This window comes from Bradyrhizobium sp. USDA 4502 (assembly GCF_054063355.1).
In genome coordinates this window covers 8,468,682-8,484,838 of record NZ_JBSSGF010000001.1, presented here as the reverse complement: position 1 = coordinate 8,484,838, position 16,157 = coordinate 8,468,682, and the positions used below count along the sequence as shown (strand labels likewise).

The 16,157-nt window shown below is 63.6% G+C and carries 17 protein-coding genes; 3 read left to right on the top strand and 14 right to left on the bottom strand.

What is annotated here, in order from left to right; translation table 11 throughout:
- Positions 1-59: 59 nt before the first annotated feature.
- Positions 60-872, bottom strand: a complete 813-nt coding sequence (locus tag ACVW1B_RS39510; protein WP_016847263.1) for a response regulator — start codon at positions 870-872, stop codon at positions 60-62.
- A 270-nt stretch (positions 873-1,142) separates the two neighbouring features.
- Here ACVW1B_RS39510 and ACVW1B_RS39505 point away from each other — a divergent pair, with 270 nt between their 5' ends.
- Together ACVW1B_RS39505 and ACVW1B_RS39500 are read left to right on the top strand one after the other, a co-directional pair.
- Positions 1,143-1,346 (top strand): NepR family anti-sigma factor, encoded by a 204-nt coding sequence (locus tag ACVW1B_RS39505; protein ID WP_018269610.1) that lies wholly within the window; start codon positions 1,143-1,145, stop codon positions 1,344-1,346.
- Positions 1,346-1,894: a sigma-70 family RNA polymerase sigma factor gene (locus tag ACVW1B_RS39500; protein ID WP_016847265.1), complete on the top strand. Its 549-nt coding sequence runs from the start codon at positions 1,346-1,348 to the stop codon at positions 1,892-1,894. The genes ACVW1B_RS39505 and ACVW1B_RS39500 overlap by 1 nt, the downstream gene beginning before the upstream one ends.
- Before the next feature lie 88 nt (positions 1,895-1,982).
- Here ACVW1B_RS39500 and ACVW1B_RS39495 read toward each other — a convergent pair whose 3' ends face one another.
- Entirely contained in the window at positions 1,983-4,889 is a 2,907-nt protein-coding gene (locus ACVW1B_RS39495) for an EAL domain-containing protein (RefSeq protein ID WP_456777851.1), read from the bottom strand.
- A 217-nt stretch (positions 4,890-5,106) separates the two neighbouring features.
- Here ACVW1B_RS39495 and ACVW1B_RS39490 point away from each other — a divergent pair, with 217 nt between their 5' ends.
- The gene (locus ACVW1B_RS39490) at positions 5,107-5,472 is read left to right on the top strand and encodes a methylamine utilization protein (RefSeq protein ID WP_028334698.1); all 366 of its coding nucleotides are present in this window, start codon (positions 5,107-5,109) and stop codon (positions 5,470-5,472) included.
- Positions 5,473-5,492: 20 nt separating this feature from the next.
- Here the strand turns inward: ACVW1B_RS39490 and ACVW1B_RS39485 are convergent, their stop codons facing one another.
- The 12 genes from ACVW1B_RS39485 to ACVW1B_RS39430 form a co-directional block, all read right to left on the bottom strand.
- Complete coding sequence (locus ACVW1B_RS39485) at positions 5,493-6,476, bottom strand: hypothetical protein (protein ID WP_456781778.1); 984 nt, start codon at positions 6,474-6,476, stop codon at positions 5,493-5,495.
- A gap of 503 nt (positions 6,477-6,979) precedes the next feature.
- Positions 6,980-8,008 carry a cytochrome-c peroxidase gene (locus ACVW1B_RS39480; protein ID WP_456777852.1) on the bottom strand — a complete coding sequence of 343 codons (1,029 nt, stop codon included), beginning with the start codon at positions 8,006-8,008 and terminating at the stop codon, positions 6,980-6,982.
- A gap of 179 nt (positions 8,009-8,187) precedes the next feature.
- A complete protein-coding gene (locus tag ACVW1B_RS39475; protein WP_225161328.1) occupies positions 8,188-9,849 on the bottom strand; it encodes a CHASE domain-containing protein in 1,662 nt (553 codons plus the stop codon).
- A 441-nt stretch (positions 9,850-10,290) separates the two neighbouring features.
- Positions 10,291-10,929, bottom strand: a complete 639-nt coding sequence (ureG, locus tag ACVW1B_RS39470; RefSeq protein ID WP_028334695.1) for an urease accessory protein UreG — start codon at positions 10,927-10,929, stop codon at positions 10,291-10,293.
- 150 nt (positions 10,930-11,079) lie between these two features.
- Positions 11,080-11,817 carry an urease accessory protein UreF gene (locus tag ACVW1B_RS39465; RefSeq protein ID WP_456823089.1) on the bottom strand — a complete coding sequence of 246 codons (738 nt, stop codon included), beginning with the start codon at positions 11,815-11,817 and terminating at the stop codon, positions 11,080-11,082.
- Complete coding sequence (locus ACVW1B_RS39460; protein WP_456777853.1) at positions 11,798-12,415, bottom strand: urease accessory protein UreE; 618 nt, start codon at positions 12,413-12,415, stop codon at positions 11,798-11,800. The genes ACVW1B_RS39465 and ACVW1B_RS39460 overlap by 20 nt, the downstream gene beginning before the upstream one ends.
- A 7-nt stretch (positions 12,416-12,422) precedes the next feature.
- A complete protein-coding gene (locus ACVW1B_RS39455; protein WP_028342270.1) occupies positions 12,423-12,722 on the bottom strand; it encodes a putative quinol monooxygenase in 300 nt (99 codons plus the stop codon).
- Between the two features lie 23 nt (positions 12,723-12,745).
- Positions 12,746-13,045: a putative quinol monooxygenase gene (locus ACVW1B_RS39450; protein ID WP_024581875.1), complete on the bottom strand. Its 300-nt coding sequence runs from the start codon at positions 13,043-13,045 to the stop codon at positions 12,746-12,748.
- Between the two features lie 111 nt (positions 13,046-13,156).
- On the bottom strand, positions 13,157-14,872 hold the full coding sequence (gene ureC / locus ACVW1B_RS39445) for an urease subunit alpha (RefSeq protein ID WP_253604700.1): 1,716 nt from the start codon (positions 14,870-14,872) through the stop codon (positions 13,157-13,159).
- A gap of 1 nt (position 14,873) precedes the next feature.
- Positions 14,874-15,428 carry an HD domain-containing protein gene (locus ACVW1B_RS39440; protein ID WP_456777854.1) on the bottom strand — a complete coding sequence of 185 codons (555 nt, stop codon included), beginning with the start codon at positions 15,426-15,428 and terminating at the stop codon, positions 14,874-14,876.
- Between the two features lie 4 nt (positions 15,429-15,432).
- Positions 15,433-15,738 (bottom strand): urease subunit beta, encoded by a 306-nt coding sequence (locus ACVW1B_RS39435; RefSeq protein ID WP_028334688.1) that lies wholly within the window; start codon positions 15,736-15,738, stop codon positions 15,433-15,435.
- 108 nt (positions 15,739-15,846) lie between these two features.
- Positions 15,847-16,149 carry an urease subunit gamma gene (locus ACVW1B_RS39430; protein ID WP_028334687.1) on the bottom strand — a complete coding sequence of 101 codons (303 nt, stop codon included), beginning with the start codon at positions 16,147-16,149 and terminating at the stop codon, positions 15,847-15,849.
- Positions 16,150-16,157: the final 8 nt, after the last annotated feature.

Genomic DNA, 16,157 nt, shown 5'->3' with positions numbered 1-16,157 from the left:
AAAACCAGCGTACCTTTCGGCACGCCGGTCTGGATTTTGCTTCCTTGCGTAAACTCAGATCATGCCGATGCCGCGCGCGGCGTGCGGTTGCGCGAGTTGCGCTGGAAGAACAGCGCCTGGCTCGCCACCGCCGACACCATCGCCGGCTGGAACGGCTTTGAGATCAGGAATGCCGGCTCCGGCCGCTCGCCGGTCAGGAAGCGCTCGGGATAGGCGGTGATGAACACCACCGGCACCTCGAAGGTCCGCAGCAACTCGTTCACGGCATCGAGGCCCGACGAGCCGTCGGCGAGCTGGATATCGGCGAGGATCAGGCCGGGCTTCTTGTTCTTGGCGAGCGCCACCGCGTCGGAATGCGTGCGCGCAACGCCGATGACGTTGTGGCCGAGATTCTTCACCAGGCTCTCGAGGTCCATGGCGATGAAGGTCTCGTCCTCAATGATCAGGACGTCGGTGGCGATCTCGGCGGCCATCTCGCGGCCGGCGGCATCGGTGAGCTTGCGCGTCTCGGCGATATCGGTGCCGAGAATGTAGCCGACCTCCTCCTCCGAGAAGCCCTCGAGCGACAGCAGCAGGAAGGCCTGGCGAGGCAGCGGCGTGATGTTCGACAGCCGCCGCTCCGGCGGCAGCGACAGCGTCGCCACGTCGGCATTGTCGTTGTTGTTCACCGACACCGAATTCCAGATCTGGGTGAACAGCCGAAACAGGCCGGCGCGCGGCCCGTGGGTCTGATCCAGCAACGATCCATCCTGCAACAGGGCCTCGAGCATGGCCCCGACATAGGCGTCCCCCGACGCCTGATTTCCGGTCAGTGCGCGAGCGTAACGGCGCAACAGCGGAAGGTGTTCGGCAACGATCTGCGATCGGGACATTCCCACTCCATCCTTGTTCGTGAGGCCTGGCGGCCTGAAACCCGTTGTCTGGGGGCGGCAGAATCCAGTTCTGGGACGACCCCGGTTCCCCTGCATCGCCGACTACGCGCGAAAGCCGAAAAAGTTCCACGAAATAGTTCCAGCATTCCGGAACTTTCTGCGCAACTTTGCATTAGCTCCAGACCGACGAGGCAACGCGGCCAGCCTCTTTTTTCGAGGAAACGACTTGGAAATCAGAGACTTAACTCCCGGGGAAGCGTGGATCACATCATGAAGGAAGTAAAGAAGCAGGGCGGTCTCAACGCCGAGATTCAATCGAGAATCGGCCACCAGCTTCGCGCCATGTACGATGACGTGGTGCGACAGGGCGTACCCGACCGCTTTGCGGAGCTGATCCGCAAACTCGACGGGCCGGAGGCTGCGGCGGCGGCCGTCGCCGGGGGCGATACCGACAAGAACAATGGAGGGGACTAATGCCTCTCACGAATGAACTTCGCGACGATATCCTTGCGTCGGTCCCGAGCCTGCGCGCGTTCGCGATCTCGCTGTCCGGTAATGGTGACCGCGCCGACGATCTGGTGCAGGAGACCCTGCTGCGCGCGATCGCCAACATCGACTCGTTCCAGCCCGGCTCGAACCTCCCCGCGTGGCTGTTCACCATCCTGCGCAACCTGTTTCGCTCCGACTACCGGAAGCGGCGGCGCGAGGTCGAGGATGCCGAGGGCAATTATGCCAAGACGCTGAAGAGCCAGCCTTCGCAGGCGGCGCATCTGGAATTCGAGGAATTCCGCGCCGCGCTTGAAAAGCTGCCGCAGGACCAGCGCGAGGCGCTGATTTTGGTCGGCGCGTCCGGCTTCTCCTACGAGGATGCCGCGGCAATCTGCGGCTGCGCGGTCGGCACCATCAAGAGCCGCGTCAACCGCGCGCGATCGAAGCTCTCCGCGCTGCTCTATGTCGACAGCGCCGAGGATTTCGGCCCCGACAACACCGTGCGTGCCGTGATCGGCGGCAATGGCGGCTAAGCGCGACCACGGCGATAGATGAGAAAAGGCGGCCCGAGGGCCGCCTTTTTATATTGGCCTGCAAGGCCCGGTGACGCTGAGCGCGCCGTCAGCTGGCCATCGCCTTGACGGACGCCGGCTTGAAGCCGTTTCTCAATTCGAGGATCTTGGCTGCGATTTCGGTCACCGGGACCGGGTGACTGAACAGGAAGCCCTGCGCCTCGTTGCAGCCTTCGGCCCGCATATGATCCAGCTGCTCGACGGTCTCGATGCCCTCCGCGATCGTGGTCATGCCGAGGCTTCTGCCGAGGCTGATGACGGCGCGGACGATCGACTTCGATCCATGCGTCGCGGTCGCATCGCGCACGAAGGACTTGTCGATCTTGAGCTTGTCGAACGGGAAGCTGCGCAGATAGCTCAGCGAGGAATAGCCGGTACCGAAATCATCCAGCGCGATGCGCACTCCCTGCGCCTTCAGCTTGTGCAGCGTTGCAAGCGTCTCGTTGCTGTTCGCGAGGAACACGGACTCGGTGATTTCGAGCTCCAGCCGGCGCGGCGACAATTTTGACGTCGCGAGCGCGCCGACGACGACATCGGTGAAGTCGGCATCGCGAAACTGGACCGCGGATACGTTGACCGCGAGCTTCATCTCGCTGGGCCAGGTCGTCGCCTGTTCGCAGGCGCGATTGAGCACCCATTCTCCCAGCGGGCCGATCAGGCCGATCTCTTCCGCGATCGGGATGAACTGGTCCGGCGGCACCAGCCCGCGCTTGGGGTGATGCCAGCGCAGCAGCGCCTCGAAGCCGCAGATGCGGTCGAGATGGAGATCGTAGAGCGGCTGGTAGAACAACGAGAACTCGTCCTTGACCATCGCCTCGCGAAGGTCGAGCTCGATGGCCCGACGCCGCTGCAGGCTGGCGTCCATCGCAGGCTCGAAGAAGCGCCAGGTGCCGCGGCCTTCCATCTTGGCGCGGTACAAGGCGACGTCGGCGTTCTTCAGCAGCTTCTCGCCGGTGGTGCCGTCGCCCGGCGACATCGAGATGCCGACGCTGCATCCGACGACGACGCGATGCCCGTTCAGCTCGTACGGCGCACCCACGCATTCCACGATGCGGCGCGCGAGGCGTTCGGCCTCGTCGCCGCCCTGGACGCCACACTGGATGACCGCGAACTCGTCGCCGCCCAAACGCGCGACGGTGTCGACCTCGCGGACGCAGGCGTTGAGCCGGTCCGCGACCGCGCACAGCAGTTCGTCGCCGACCGGATGCCCGAGCGTGTCGTTGACCTGCTTGAAATTATCGAGATCGAGGCAGAACACCGCGAAGCCGAGCCCGCGGCCGACCTGCGCAACCGCCAGCTCGATCCGCTCGGCCAGCAACGTCCGGTTCGGCAGCTTGGTCAGGGCATCGTGCCGGGCCATGAACGCGATCTGCGATTCCGCCCGTTGCTGTTCGGTGACGTCCTCGCAGGTGACGAGCCAGCCGCCATCGGATGTCGGCCGTTGCGCGATCGCAATGATCCGTCCATCGCTGAGATGCTGCAGATAATTGCCGTCGTGCAGGGCCATCGAGCGCTCGCGCTCCGCCAGCAGGTCGGTGACGGTCCGCTCGCCGTGATTGCCCGCGGCGATGCTCAGGTCGAGCACCTCCTCCATGGTCATTCCGGGAACGACAAGCTCCGGCGATATATCGAAGATCTCGCAGAACCGGCGGTTGGCGACTTGCAGCCGCGCCTCGCTGTTGTAGAGGCACAATCCTTGCGACATGTGCGTGAGCGCCGCGTCGAGCCGCAGATTGGTTTCATGCAGCTCGGCCTTCTGCTGCTTCAGCGCGGAGATGTCGCTGTAGACGAGGACGACGCCGCCCTCCTGCGTCTCGCTGCGGCTGACGCGCAGCCAGCGTCCATCCGCAAGCTGCGCCTCGCTCGCAAAGCCATCGATGTCACCGTCGGCAGGCGCCAGCCTGGCGGCATCGAGCGGATTCGACTGCAGGAGCTGCGGCGAGAGACGGATGAATTCACTCGCGCGCGAGTTGGCCAGCGCGACCTGGCCATCCGCGTCGAGCAGCACGACGCCCTCACGCGACGTTTCGAGCGCATCGGAAAGCCGTGCCTGCGCCGAGCGGCGTTGCGATACTTCTTGATTGACCATCCGCCGGATGTTGTCGCGCATCGTTTCCATTGCGGTCAGAAGCGTGCCAAGCTCGTCGGTCCCGCCCTTGGGGATGGTCGCGTCGAGGTCGCCGCCGGCGATGCTTCGCGCGGCCCGCGATGCGATCGCGACCGGCCCGATAATGCGGCGCGCCAGCAGCCACGAAAACAGCGCCGACAGAAACAGCGCGACGGTCAGCCCGGCCACGTTGAGCTGCAGGTCCCGCTTGATCGTCGAGAGCGCCTTTTGCCTGAACAGGAAGCCATCGCCGGCCGTATAATTGACCAGCAGCTCGACCTGCTGACTGACAATCTTGGAGTAGCGATCGACATCGCCGACCGTCGCACCCGGTGCGCGCGGATCGGCCGCCGCGCTGCCCTCCGTGGACGGTCCGATCGCGCGCCGGTGCAGCGCCATCCAGGCGTCGGCGGCTTCCTGAACCTTAGCGGCGGCTTGCGCAGCGCGCGAGGATTGCGACCGATCGGCAGCAATCGCCAGGTCTTCCGAGAGCGTCTTCGCGAGCTTTTCAATCTGGCCATCGAGATTGGCGCGAATCTCCGGATCCGTGGTCAGCAGGCGTTGCGACGAGGCGACCCGCATCGCGGCGAAATCCGCACCGGCCGCGCGTGCATAGTTGATCGACATCAGGGATTCGTCGAACGTCTTGGCCACCAGATCGCCGGCATGGCGGATGCCGAGGATGGAGTACCCGCCGAGGGCGACCGCAACGGCGCTCATAGCAAGGCAAAAAATCAGAATCTGGCTGCGGATCGAACCCTTGGTCAGGGCAAGACGCGAAAGGCGGACGGTTGCGAACCGAAAGGCCGCACCGCTCTTTACCTTGAGGTTGCCAAATAGGCTGTCCATGCCCGCGTTTCGCCGTAGTGCTCGATACTCAAGCTACGCAGAAACGCGCAGCACTGCGGAAAATAACTGTCTGCTCAAAATTGCTTTAGTAGTGACTGGAACTCATGCTGAAATCGTTAAGATCAGCTGGCGATAATCACCCTTACAGGTGATCCGGGAGCCACATTTGCAGCCCGGGATAGCCGATATTTGGTGTTCGAGGTTCAGCGGGGGTCTCATGCAGTCAGGCTTGTTGCGCGCCTTGCGCCTGGGCCAGTTCGGCCGCGTGCCGTTTGCGGCGGCGATCGTCACTGGAGCGCTTATTGGAGCAGCTTTGGGCGCAGCCCCTTATGTCATTTCGCAGAAGGATCGTGAATTCAAACCCGCGCAGATCTCGATCAAGCGGGGTGAGGTTTTACGGTTCGTTAACGATGACGGCGAACTGCTGCATCACGCTTATTTGAGCACTGATACGTTCAGCTTCGACTCGGGTGACCAGCAGCCGGGCAGCAAGTTCGACGTCACCTTCTCGGTGCCCGGCGACTACACCGTGCTGTGCGGCATTCACCCGAAGATGAAGCTCGCGGTCCACGTCGCCAAATAGCCGCCCCAGGCGGCGGCGATCTACAGGACCGACGTCTTGAAGATCGCGGCGTGGCCGAAATAATAGACGAACAAGGTCACCGACAGCGCGGCACAGAGCGCGACCGGGGCGAGCCACGGCGCACGGCGGTCGCGCGACAACACCTTGTTGTCGGCGACAATCGCAAGCAGGACAGCGATGATCGCCGAGTGTCCAATCGTGTCGATCTTGCCGAATTCGAAGCACGCGCTGATGAACATCCCCGTCAGCACGGTGGCGGCGCAACGCCGGATCAGCGGCGTCCAGATCAAGGCAAAGGCAAGCGTGAATTCCACCATGCCGGCGGCGCGCATGTAGAACTCGTTGTCGAAGCCCAGCGTCATCGCGGAATGCTCGATCAGCAGCGGGAAGCTCCACTCCGGATAGGCCCATTTTTCAACCGAGGCCCACATCAACGTCACCGCGGCGGCGTAGCGCATCACATCGATCGGCCGAACTCCGAACAAATCCTTGTTCAACCCAACCAGTGCAAAATAGGCGGCAACACCGAGAAAGATCGGGTAATCGGCGAGGTGAAAGACACCGTAGTCGCGCACACCGATCCCGAACAGGACCACCATCCCCGCCGCCGACAGCGGCAGCGTGCGGCGTGACAGCATCCCGGCAGCGATCGCAAGCTGCAGCGCGCCGACGTACGGCGATGTCGTCTTCAACTCGGGCGTCAGCAGGATGCCGCCCACGGCCCAGATCGAGATGAAGAAGAACCCGCACACTGCGCGCATCATCAATTCGGTGCGCAGCCGCAGTCCCTCGGTGACACGGTCCATGACCCGGATCGTGGCGTCACCCAGCGAGGTGGGCTCGATCAGGCAACCCGCAAACAGCCAGAAGATGGCGACGCCGAGCAGCAGCTCGAAATCCAGGCAAAGGACATTCTCGAGTCCGCGGGGCTGACCGGCGACATCGTAGGCACAAAACCATTTGACATGTGCCTCGGCACTGCGCGCGGCGACGACACAAAACAGAACCGCTGCAAGGCACGTGGCGAAAAAGGAGCGCACCGCCGAGACGGTATCTCGCGCCCATCCACTAAACATTGAACCAACCGCCCACACACTTAAGGACTTGTTTAACTTATATCAAATTTTAAGCTTTGCGCCTGCCGGGACATCCCGTGGTTGCATTGTGGTTAATCGTGGCGGGCGAGCCCCCGGCCTGTCCCTTAGTGCAGTCTTTACAGCCGGTTGCCTCAAATTTTAGCTAATTCCGGCACGGGAGCTCAATTCAACTGTCGTAGTGAAATCCGGACAAATCGGATCGGGAGGCCGGTACAGTGTTCGGAGCGTTGAGCGTCGTAAGTATCGGGGTGGGGTCGGCCCTCGCCTGTTTGACAAGATCGTCCGCCGCGCGCGCAGCGACCCTCGAGACCTGCGCGGGCGCATTCGTGATCGTGGGGCTCGGCCTCCTGGGCGCGGCGCTGCCGCACCTGTCCTGAACGAACCTCGTTCTGAACCGCGTTGAGCCGAGGTCAGCGCGGCAGTTTGGGGACGCCTGCCACCGGCGGGGCCGTTGCGGTCAGGGTTTGCAGGAAGGCGATGAGGTCGTTCTTCTCCTCTGCCGTCAGGGACAGCGGCTTGATGTCGGGCGATCGGCTGGGCCGATCGATCCCACCCTTGTTGTAAAGCTCGATGACATCTTCCAGCGTTGCCACCGATCCGTCGTGCATATAGGGCGCGCGGCGCGCGACGTCGCGCAATGTCGGCGTCTTGAACGCATATTTCAGCTTCGCCGAGGTCGGAAAGAAACGGCCGCGCCCGATGTCATGGCCCTTGGCGGTGCCGATATCCTGGAAGGATCCGTCGGAAAACGACGGGCCGCTGTGGCAAGCCGAGCAACGTGCCTTGCCGTTGAAAAGCTCAAAGCCGTGCTGGGCTGATTTGCTGATGGCGGTGTCGTCGCCCTTGATCCAACGGTCGAACGGAGCCTCGCCTGCGACGATGGAGCGCTCGAAGGTCGCCAATGACGCCTCGATCCTCGGCCGCGTGATCGCGCCGTCTCCGAATGCGTGGGCGAAGGCATCGACATAGCCGGGGATCGCCGAAAGTCGCGCAATCAATTCCGGCTCGGTCATGTTCAGGTTCGCCGGACTGAGGATCGGCCCGAACGCAACGGATTCCAGATCCCTGAACTTACCGTCCCATCCCAGCGGCTCGAAGAAGGCCACATCGATCAATGTCGGCGAGCGGATCGGCAGGCCCTTGGGATCCTCACCGATGGCGCGCGGAAGGCCATCGGCCCATGAAAGGGATGGCCTGTGGCAACTCGCGCAGGAGTGTGTCTTTGACCTCGACAGCAGCGGATCGAAGAACAGCAGTTGCCCAAGCGCGGATTTCGCCTCCGAATAGGGATTGCGGCTCGGGAACGGAACGACGTCCGGCCTCCGATAGCTGGCACGGATTGTCGCAGGGTCGCCGGGCGGCGCTGCCGGAGTCAAGGCAAGCGACAGCCCTACCGGCAAAACTGCCGCGAGCAAGGTCAGGCTGACCCAAAGCCTCATCGGGGTCCTCAGACGGTATCCTGCTCGGTATATGCCCAAGCATGTTCAACGAAGTTTTAACAATCGGTTGCGGTCTATTACTGATAGTGGGCATTGGTCACGATGACGCTGGCGCATGCTTGCGCGCGTGATTTCGATCAATCCGCGCGTCGATCCGATCACACAACCTGAGGCAGCCGCTACTTCTTCACCGGGCGCAGCGGCGCGGAGAACTGCTCGGTGCGGTCGCGCTCGGTCATGTCGACGACGGTGTCCATCGGCGCGGTCAGTTCATAGACATAGGAGACGTCGGTGAAGTAGCGCTTCGCGGTGCCGCCGAGCGCCTCGGGCGCGACGCGGTCGAGCAGGATCAGGCCGAAATCACTGTCGGCTCGCCGCGTCGCCTGGCTGGTGTTGAACTCTTCCCAGCGGAAATGAAAGACCAAGTCCGCATCCTCGCCGACGACCTCCCAATTGGCGACGATGTGCGGGTGCTTGCCGACCAGTGACAGCCCTTCGTCGGAATGCGAGGCGAGCTCGAAGAACAGCAGCGACAGCGATTGGGCGGCGCGGGCGCTGACCGTGATGTCGGGACCGTTCACCGCGATCCGGTCGGCATGCGGGATCGCGCGCGATTCGAACAGGCCCTTCAGCTTGACGCCCTGCCACTGGCTCTCGCTGAGCAGCGTGACGACGTTCGACATCGCATGGATGCGCCCGATCAAGAGTTCGCGCGCGACATCGATATCGGCGCCGTGCCGCAGCGTGCGGGTCACGATCGACTGGATCACCGCGAGGATGTTCTTGACGCGATGGTTGAGCTCGTCGATCACGGCGGTCAACCGGCGCTCGAATCCGATGCGGACCTCGATCTCGCGGCTGAGGCGCAAATTGTTATAGGCGACATAGCCGAACAGGCCGCAGACGATGCCGGTCAGCGCGAGGCCGATCGCCGCGACGATGGTCGCGGTCTGCTGCGCACGCACCGTGGCGTTGCTCTTGGCGTAATAGTCGAGCGACCAGTCACGGCCGCCGAACGTCACCGTGCGCACCATCGACGGCAGCGGGCCGTCCTGGCGCACCGCGCGCGAGGTGACGATGCCCTGCTCGTTGGCGGTGAACTCGTCGTTGGAGTCGCGCGGATCCTTCAACGCCACCGCGAACAGCGAGCTGTCATCGTTGGTCAGCATCAGCGACGACAGCTCATAGGAGAAGGTGATGAAGCCGGCCGGCTCGGACGCGCCCTCCTGGAACACCGGCGCGGCGAGCACGACCCCGACCGGGCCGTTCTGCCGCAACAGCGGCACCGGATCGGAGGCTACCGGCTTGGCGTTGGCCATCGCCCGTGCCAGCATCGGGCCCACCACCGAGTGGCGGTCGAAGGCGCGGCCCGGAATGCTCAAGGTCTCCGGATTGCGCGGCTCGACGTCCATCAGCACGTTGATCGGCTTGTCGAGCGCCTTGAGGTCGAGCGCCTGGTCGTCGAAATCCCGGATCGTCGGATTGGTGAAGCCGTTGGCCTTCAGCTCGGCCTCCGCCGCGGCGAGCTCGTCCGGCTTGAGCCGCGCGATCCAGGCGGCGACGACGAAATCGGTCTTGAAGGCGTAGATCGCCGAGCGCAGCGGCTGCAGCATGTTGGCCTTCACCATCGACGGCGCCCGGAACAGCCCGGAGGCGACCCGCGCCAGCAGCTCGCGCTCGGTCAGGCGGTCCTGCACCAGGCTGGCGTGGACATCGATCGCCCGCGCCAGCGCGATGCCGTCGATCGCGAGCTCCTGATCGTGCACCCGATAGGCGGCAAGACCGGAGAGCAGAACTCCGATCAGCGCAATCAAGGCAACGATGAAGCCCAGTCGAACCACACGCTTACTCGGCAATCAGGGGGTGGCGAAAGGGGACGGAAGTCATCTGGCTTCTGCAAGGGCGGCGACAAATCAGGATGCGATGAAAGCCCGCCGCAAAGGAATATGGAATAGCGATCATCGGTCCGCAACAGGAGCCGGTCGGCAGCATTAACGACGACGCCACCCGGCGGTCTTTGGCGGCGCCAAAAGTTGCTAATCGGCAAAGTTGGAAATTGTTCCGGCGATTGCGCAGCTTTTTTGCGGCGGGTGCGCGCACTCGCTCGTTCACCGTCACCCTGAGGAGCGCGGCACGCGCGTCTCGAAGGGTGAACGGCCCCACCCGTGGCCGTACATCCTTCGAGGCTCGCTCCGCTCGCACCTCCAGCGACAAAGGCGAAGCCTTTGCGCGGGGATGACGGGACTGGCCGACCCTGCCACAATGATTAACGTCTAGCTGGCCTAACCCGCCTTGACCTTGCCCTGCGACCGAAGGCCGCCCTTGGTCTCGATGAAGCTGATGATGCGATCGAGGCCGTCGCTCTTCTTCAGGTTGGTCATCACGAAGGGCCGCTCGCCGCGCATCCGCCTGGCGTCGGTGTCCATCTTCTCGAGTGACGCACCGACATGGGGTGCGAGATCGATCTTGTTGATCACCAGGAGGTCGGATCGCGTGATGCCGGGGCCGCCCTTGGAGGGGATCTTGTCGCCGGCGGCAACGTCGATGACGTAGATCGTCAGATCGGCCAATTCCGGCGAGAAGGTCGCCGCCAGATTGTCGCCGCCGGATTCGATCAGCACCAGATCGAGGTCGGGGAATTTTGCCCGCATGTCGGCGACCGCGGCGAGATTCATCGAAGCGTCCTCGCGGATCGCAGTATGCGGACAGCCGCCGGTCTCGACACCGGCGATGCGGTCCGGCGTCAGCGAACCGGAGCGCACCAGAAACTCGGCATCCCATTTGGTGTAGATGTCGTTGGTGATCGCGGCGATGTCGTAGCGCTCGCGCATCGACTTGCAGAGCAGGTCCATCAGCGCGGTCTTGCCGGAGCCGACCGGGCCGCCGACGCCGACACGAAGTGGGCCGTGGGAAGTGGGCATATCAACAAGTCCCTCTATTGTCGTCCCGGCGAAAGCCGGGACCCATACCGCGTGATCCTTCAACCGGGTCCAGTGGCCGACACCATCCGCAACAACCACCCCCTGTGGTTATGGGTCCCTGCTTTCGCAGGGACGACAGCGGAGGATGCATCATGACCGGAACAGCCTCGTGTATTGCGTCTCGTGACGCAGGCTTGCGAGATCGGCGCGAAAGGTCGCGCCGCCGAGATCGTCGAGCGAGGCCGCATTGGCCCGCGCCGCGGTCGCAGCAACGACCAGCTCGAGACCGGCCAACACGCGCTGACTGTCGGTCTGCCCGAGCGGGATCAGCCGGCTGCTCGCGGAAATCCAGTTCGAGGTCACTGCATGCAGGAAGGCGTGCAGCGCCGGCGCAAGCCGAATGCCGTGTGCAGCGCTGACGATGCCGACCGCGACGGGGTAGACGACAGGGCCGTTGCAAGCCGCAATCATCGCGTCGAGGCCGGGCGAATTCCACGCGGCACGGGCGATCTCGATGAAGGCGCGCCCCTGCGTCGTGGTCTCGAGCTGCCGCTCGCGCGACGGCACGAAGACCGCGGCAAGCTCGGCGACCTGCTTCAGCCCGGCATGATTGGGCTGCAACGCCGCGCGAAAACTCTGCGCGAGAAACACGGCGTCGCAAAATCCGCTGCCGTCGGAAAGCATCGCGGCGAGCCAGCCGCGCAGCGACGCGGCATCCGTGATGTCGCCGGCCTCGACCGCCCATTCGATGCCGCTGGAATAGGCGAATGCCCCCACCGGAAAGGACGGCGACAGCCATGTCATCAGCCGGTACAGCGCGGCCGCCTCGTCCTCCGCCATCCCACCGCGCAGCGCGGCGGGATCAGGCTCATTTGTGGTCATGAGCATGGGAGTGATCGTGGTGATGATGAGCATGCTCGCAATGCTCGTCATGATGATGGTGGTGGTCATGGTCAGGCCCATGATCATGGTCATGGTGGTGACCGTGATCATGCGCATGGCTGTGGGCATGATCGTGCCCGGTGTGACCATGCGCGTGCTCGTCGGCATGCGCATGCTCCGCATAGGCGCCGCCCTCGGGATCGAACGGCGCCTCGATCTCGATGACACGGGCCCCCAACCCCTTCACCATCGCCTCGATCACGTGATCCCTGCGGATGCGCAGGCCCTTCGGCATGATCTGGGTCGGCAGATGACGGTTGCCGAGATGCCAGGCGACCCGGATCAGATGATGCGGATCGCTGCCCCGGATTTCCGCCAGCGGCTCGGGAGCTGCGACCACCTCGACGAGGCGGCCGTCCTCCAGCACCAGCGCATCGCCGCCGCGCAGCGCGACGGCGTTTTCGAGATCAAGCAAAAATTCGAGCCCGCGCGTCCCTGACATCACCATCCGCCGCCGGTGCCGGTCGTCGAAATCTAGCACGACGGTATCGGCTGGCGCTTCCTTCCAGCGGTGCTGTCCCAGGACCTTGGTGGCGCGGATCATCGATGCCTCAGAGCTTCTCGACCTTGGCGTCGCTGATGATCTCGATCACCGTCGGCCCGGTCTTCATGTTAGCGGAATATTCGCGCCATACCTTCATGTGCGGCGCCCTGGCATGGCCGTTGAGATCCTCGCGGCTCTCCCAGCGCTCGACCACCACATAGAGGTTGGGATCGTTGACGCTGACATTGCCGTCATAGGAGATGCAACCCTTCTCCTTGCGGGTCTCGACCGTGCAGGCCTTGTGCCCCTTGATGAAGTCGTCCTTGTTCTCCGGCTTCATCGGCGTGGTGGCGATGACATAGATCATGGATTATCTCCCTTCTTTTTTCGTTAGCGGACGTCGACCTTCTCGGGCGTGATCACCTCGATCTTCGGCGGCGCGGCCATGCATTTCACCGCGACCCGGCCGAACGTCTTCATGTGCTCGGCGGTGCGATGCGGCACCAGCGCCTCCGCGTTCTCCCACTGCTCGACGAACACCATCTTGCTGTGGTCGGTGACGCTCTCATGCAGATCGTAAGCGATGTTGCCGGGCTCCTTGCGGGTTTCCTTGATGCAGGCCGTCGCCGCGGCGATGAATTCGGCGCGGGTCTCGGGCTTGATGGTCAGCGTGGCAACGACGTAAATCACGGAAATTCCTCCCGGTTTTCTGTTTTGGCTTGAGTCTTGTTTTGACGCGTTTTCTTTCCGCGAACCGGAAATCCAGTTCACTCGAAGACGCTCTGGTTACCGGGATGGGTTTTAGAACATAAAATAGCGCTGTGCCATGGGCAGCACCTCGGCCGGCGCGCAGGTCAGCAGTTCGCCGTCTGCGCGTACCTCATAGGTCTCGGGATCGACCTCGATCTCGGGCGTCGCGTCGTTGTGGATCATGCTCTTCTTGGAGATCTTGCCGCGGGTGTTCTGCACCGCATAGAGCTTCTTGGCTGTGCCGAGCTTGCGGGCGAGACCGCCGCTCGCCGCGGCCTTCGAGGTGAACACCACCGAGGATGCGGTCAGCGACTTGCCGAAGGCGGCGAACATCGGCTGGTAATGCACCGGCTGCGGCGTCGGGATCGAGGCGTTGGGATCGCCCATCGGCGCCGCTACGATCGAGCCGCCCTTGATGATGCAATCCGGCTTGACGCCGAAGAACGCCGGCGACCACAGCACGAGGTCGGCCATCTTGCCCTTCTCGACGGAGCCGATCAGCTTCGACACGCCGTGCGCAATCGCGGGGTTGATGGTGTATTTGGCGATGTAGCGCTTGACGCGGAAATTGTCGTTGTCGTTGCCCTTGTCCTGCGGCAGCGACCCGCGCTGCTTCTTCATCTTGTCCGCGGTTTGCCAGGTGCGGATGATGACCTCACCCAACCGGCCCATCGCCTGCGAGTCCGACGACATCATCGAGAGCGCGCCGAGGTCGTGCAGGATATCCTCGGCGGCGATGGTCTCCTTGCGGATCCGGCTCTCGGCGAAGGCGAGGTCTTCGGCGATCGACGGATCGAGGTGATGGCACACCATCAGCATGTCGAGATGCTCGTCGATGGTATTGCGGGTGAACGGCCGGGTCGGATTGGTCGAGGACGGCAGCACGTTCTTCAGCCCGGCAATCTTGATGATATCCGGTGCGTGGCCGCCGCCGGCACCTTCGGTGTGGAAGGCATGGATGGTGCGGCCCTTGAACGCCTTCACCGTATCCTCGACGAAGCCGGATTCGTTCAGCGTGTCCGAATGCAGCATCACCTGGACGTCGTAGTCGTCCGCCACCGAGAGGCAAGTGTCGATCGCGGACGGCGTCGTGCCCCAGTCCTCGTGCAGCTTGAGCGCGCAGGCGCCGCCCTTGATCATCTCGACCAGCGCCGCCGGACGCGAGGCGTTGCCCTTGCCCGAAATGCCGAGATTGACCGGGAAGGCGTCGAACGACTGGATCATCCGCCCCATGTGCCACGGACCCGGCGTGCAGGTGGTGGCGAAGGTGCCGTGCGAGGGGCCGGTGCCGCCCCCTAACATCGAGGTGACGCCAGACATCAGCGCGTGCTCGATCTGCTGTGGGCAGATGAAATGGATGTGGCTGTCGAAACCGCCGGCGGTGAGGATCTTGCCTTCGCCGGCGATCACGTCGGTGCCGGGACCGATGACGATGGTGACATTGGGCTGGATGTCGGGATTGCCGGCCTTGCCGATCGCCGCGATCATGCCCTCCTTGATCGCGACGTCGGCCTTCACTATGCCCCAGTGATCGACGATCAGCGCATTGGTGATCACGGTATCCGCCGCGCCCTGCGCGTTGGTCACCTGCGACTGCCCCATGCCGTCGCGGATCACCTTGCCGCCGCCGAACTTCACCTCCTCGCCATAGGTGGTGAGATCCTTCTCGACCTCGATGATCAGATCGGTGTCGGCAAGCCGAACCCTGTCACCGGTGGTCGGACCGAACATGTCGGCATAGACGGAACGCTTGATCTTCACGGACATGTCAGCCCCCAGTTTCAGCCAGCGCGGCCTTGGCGCGCGCAATCGCGTCGTCGAAAATGCGGTCAAGCCGCGGATTGATGCCCCGGCAACCGGCAACGACCTTGTCGGCCCAGGCCGCATAGTCGGCGAGATCGTCGCGCTCGTCCTTGCTCGGATGCGGCACGATCCGCGCGCCGATATTGCTGATCTTGTCGGCGATCTTGATCAGCTTTGCACCGGGAGATTTGTGCGGAGCATCCTCGATCTGCTTTTGCCGGCGGGCAGGCTTTGGCAGGCTCATGTCATCGGTGCACTCGACAACGAGATCGGCAACGCGCGCGCTGAACTTCTGCGCGAGCTCCTCGCGCGTGGTCTCGGTGTCCTCGATGGTGTCGTGCAGCCAGCCGGCAGCCACCAGTTCGGCATCGGTGCCGTTAGTGACCTGGGCGAGCAGATTCGCGACCTCGGCGAGATGGTTGATGTAAGGCTCACTCCCCCGCCCCTTGCGCGCCATCCCGTTATGACGGTGCGCGGCAAGCTCGGCAGCTTCGGAGACCATGCGGACAGCGGGAAGCATGGCGCTACAGCTTCCCCTTCACCTCGGCGCGAAAGCCGTAGATCACGCGCTTGCCGGCGAGTGCGACGAGCTGGACGTCGCGGGTCTGGCCGGGTTCGAAGCGGACGGCGGTGCCGGCGGCGATGTCGAGGCGCATGCCGCGGGCTTTCTTGCGGTCGAATTTCAGCGCCGGGTTGGTCTCGAAGAAGTGGTAATGCGAGCCGACCTGGATCGGACGATCGCCGGTGTTGGCGACCGAGAGCGTCACGGTCTTGCGGCCGGCATTGAGCTCGATCTCGCCGTCCTTGATGAAGAGTTCGCCGGGGATCATTCGTCTCTCCTGTCATTCCGGGGCACGCGAAGCGTGAATCCGGAATCTCGATCAACAATCTCTGGATTCCGGGTTCTGCCTTCGGCCGCCCCGGAATGACGCTCGTGGCTATCGGATCGGCTCGTGCACGGTGACGAGCTTGGTGCCGTCGGGGAATGTCGCCTCGACCTGGATGTCGTGGATCATCTCCGGGATGCCATCCATCACCTGCGCGCGGGTCAGGACCTTGGCGCCGGCCTGCATCAGCTCGGCGACGGTGCGGCCGTCGCGCGCGCCCTCGACGATGAAGTCGGTGATCAACGCGACGGCTTCGGGATGGTTCAGCTTGACGCCGCGCTCGAGCCGGCGCCGCGCCACCATGGCCGCCATCGATACCAGGAGCTTGTCCTTTTCGCGGGGAGACAAATTCATGCGAGCAC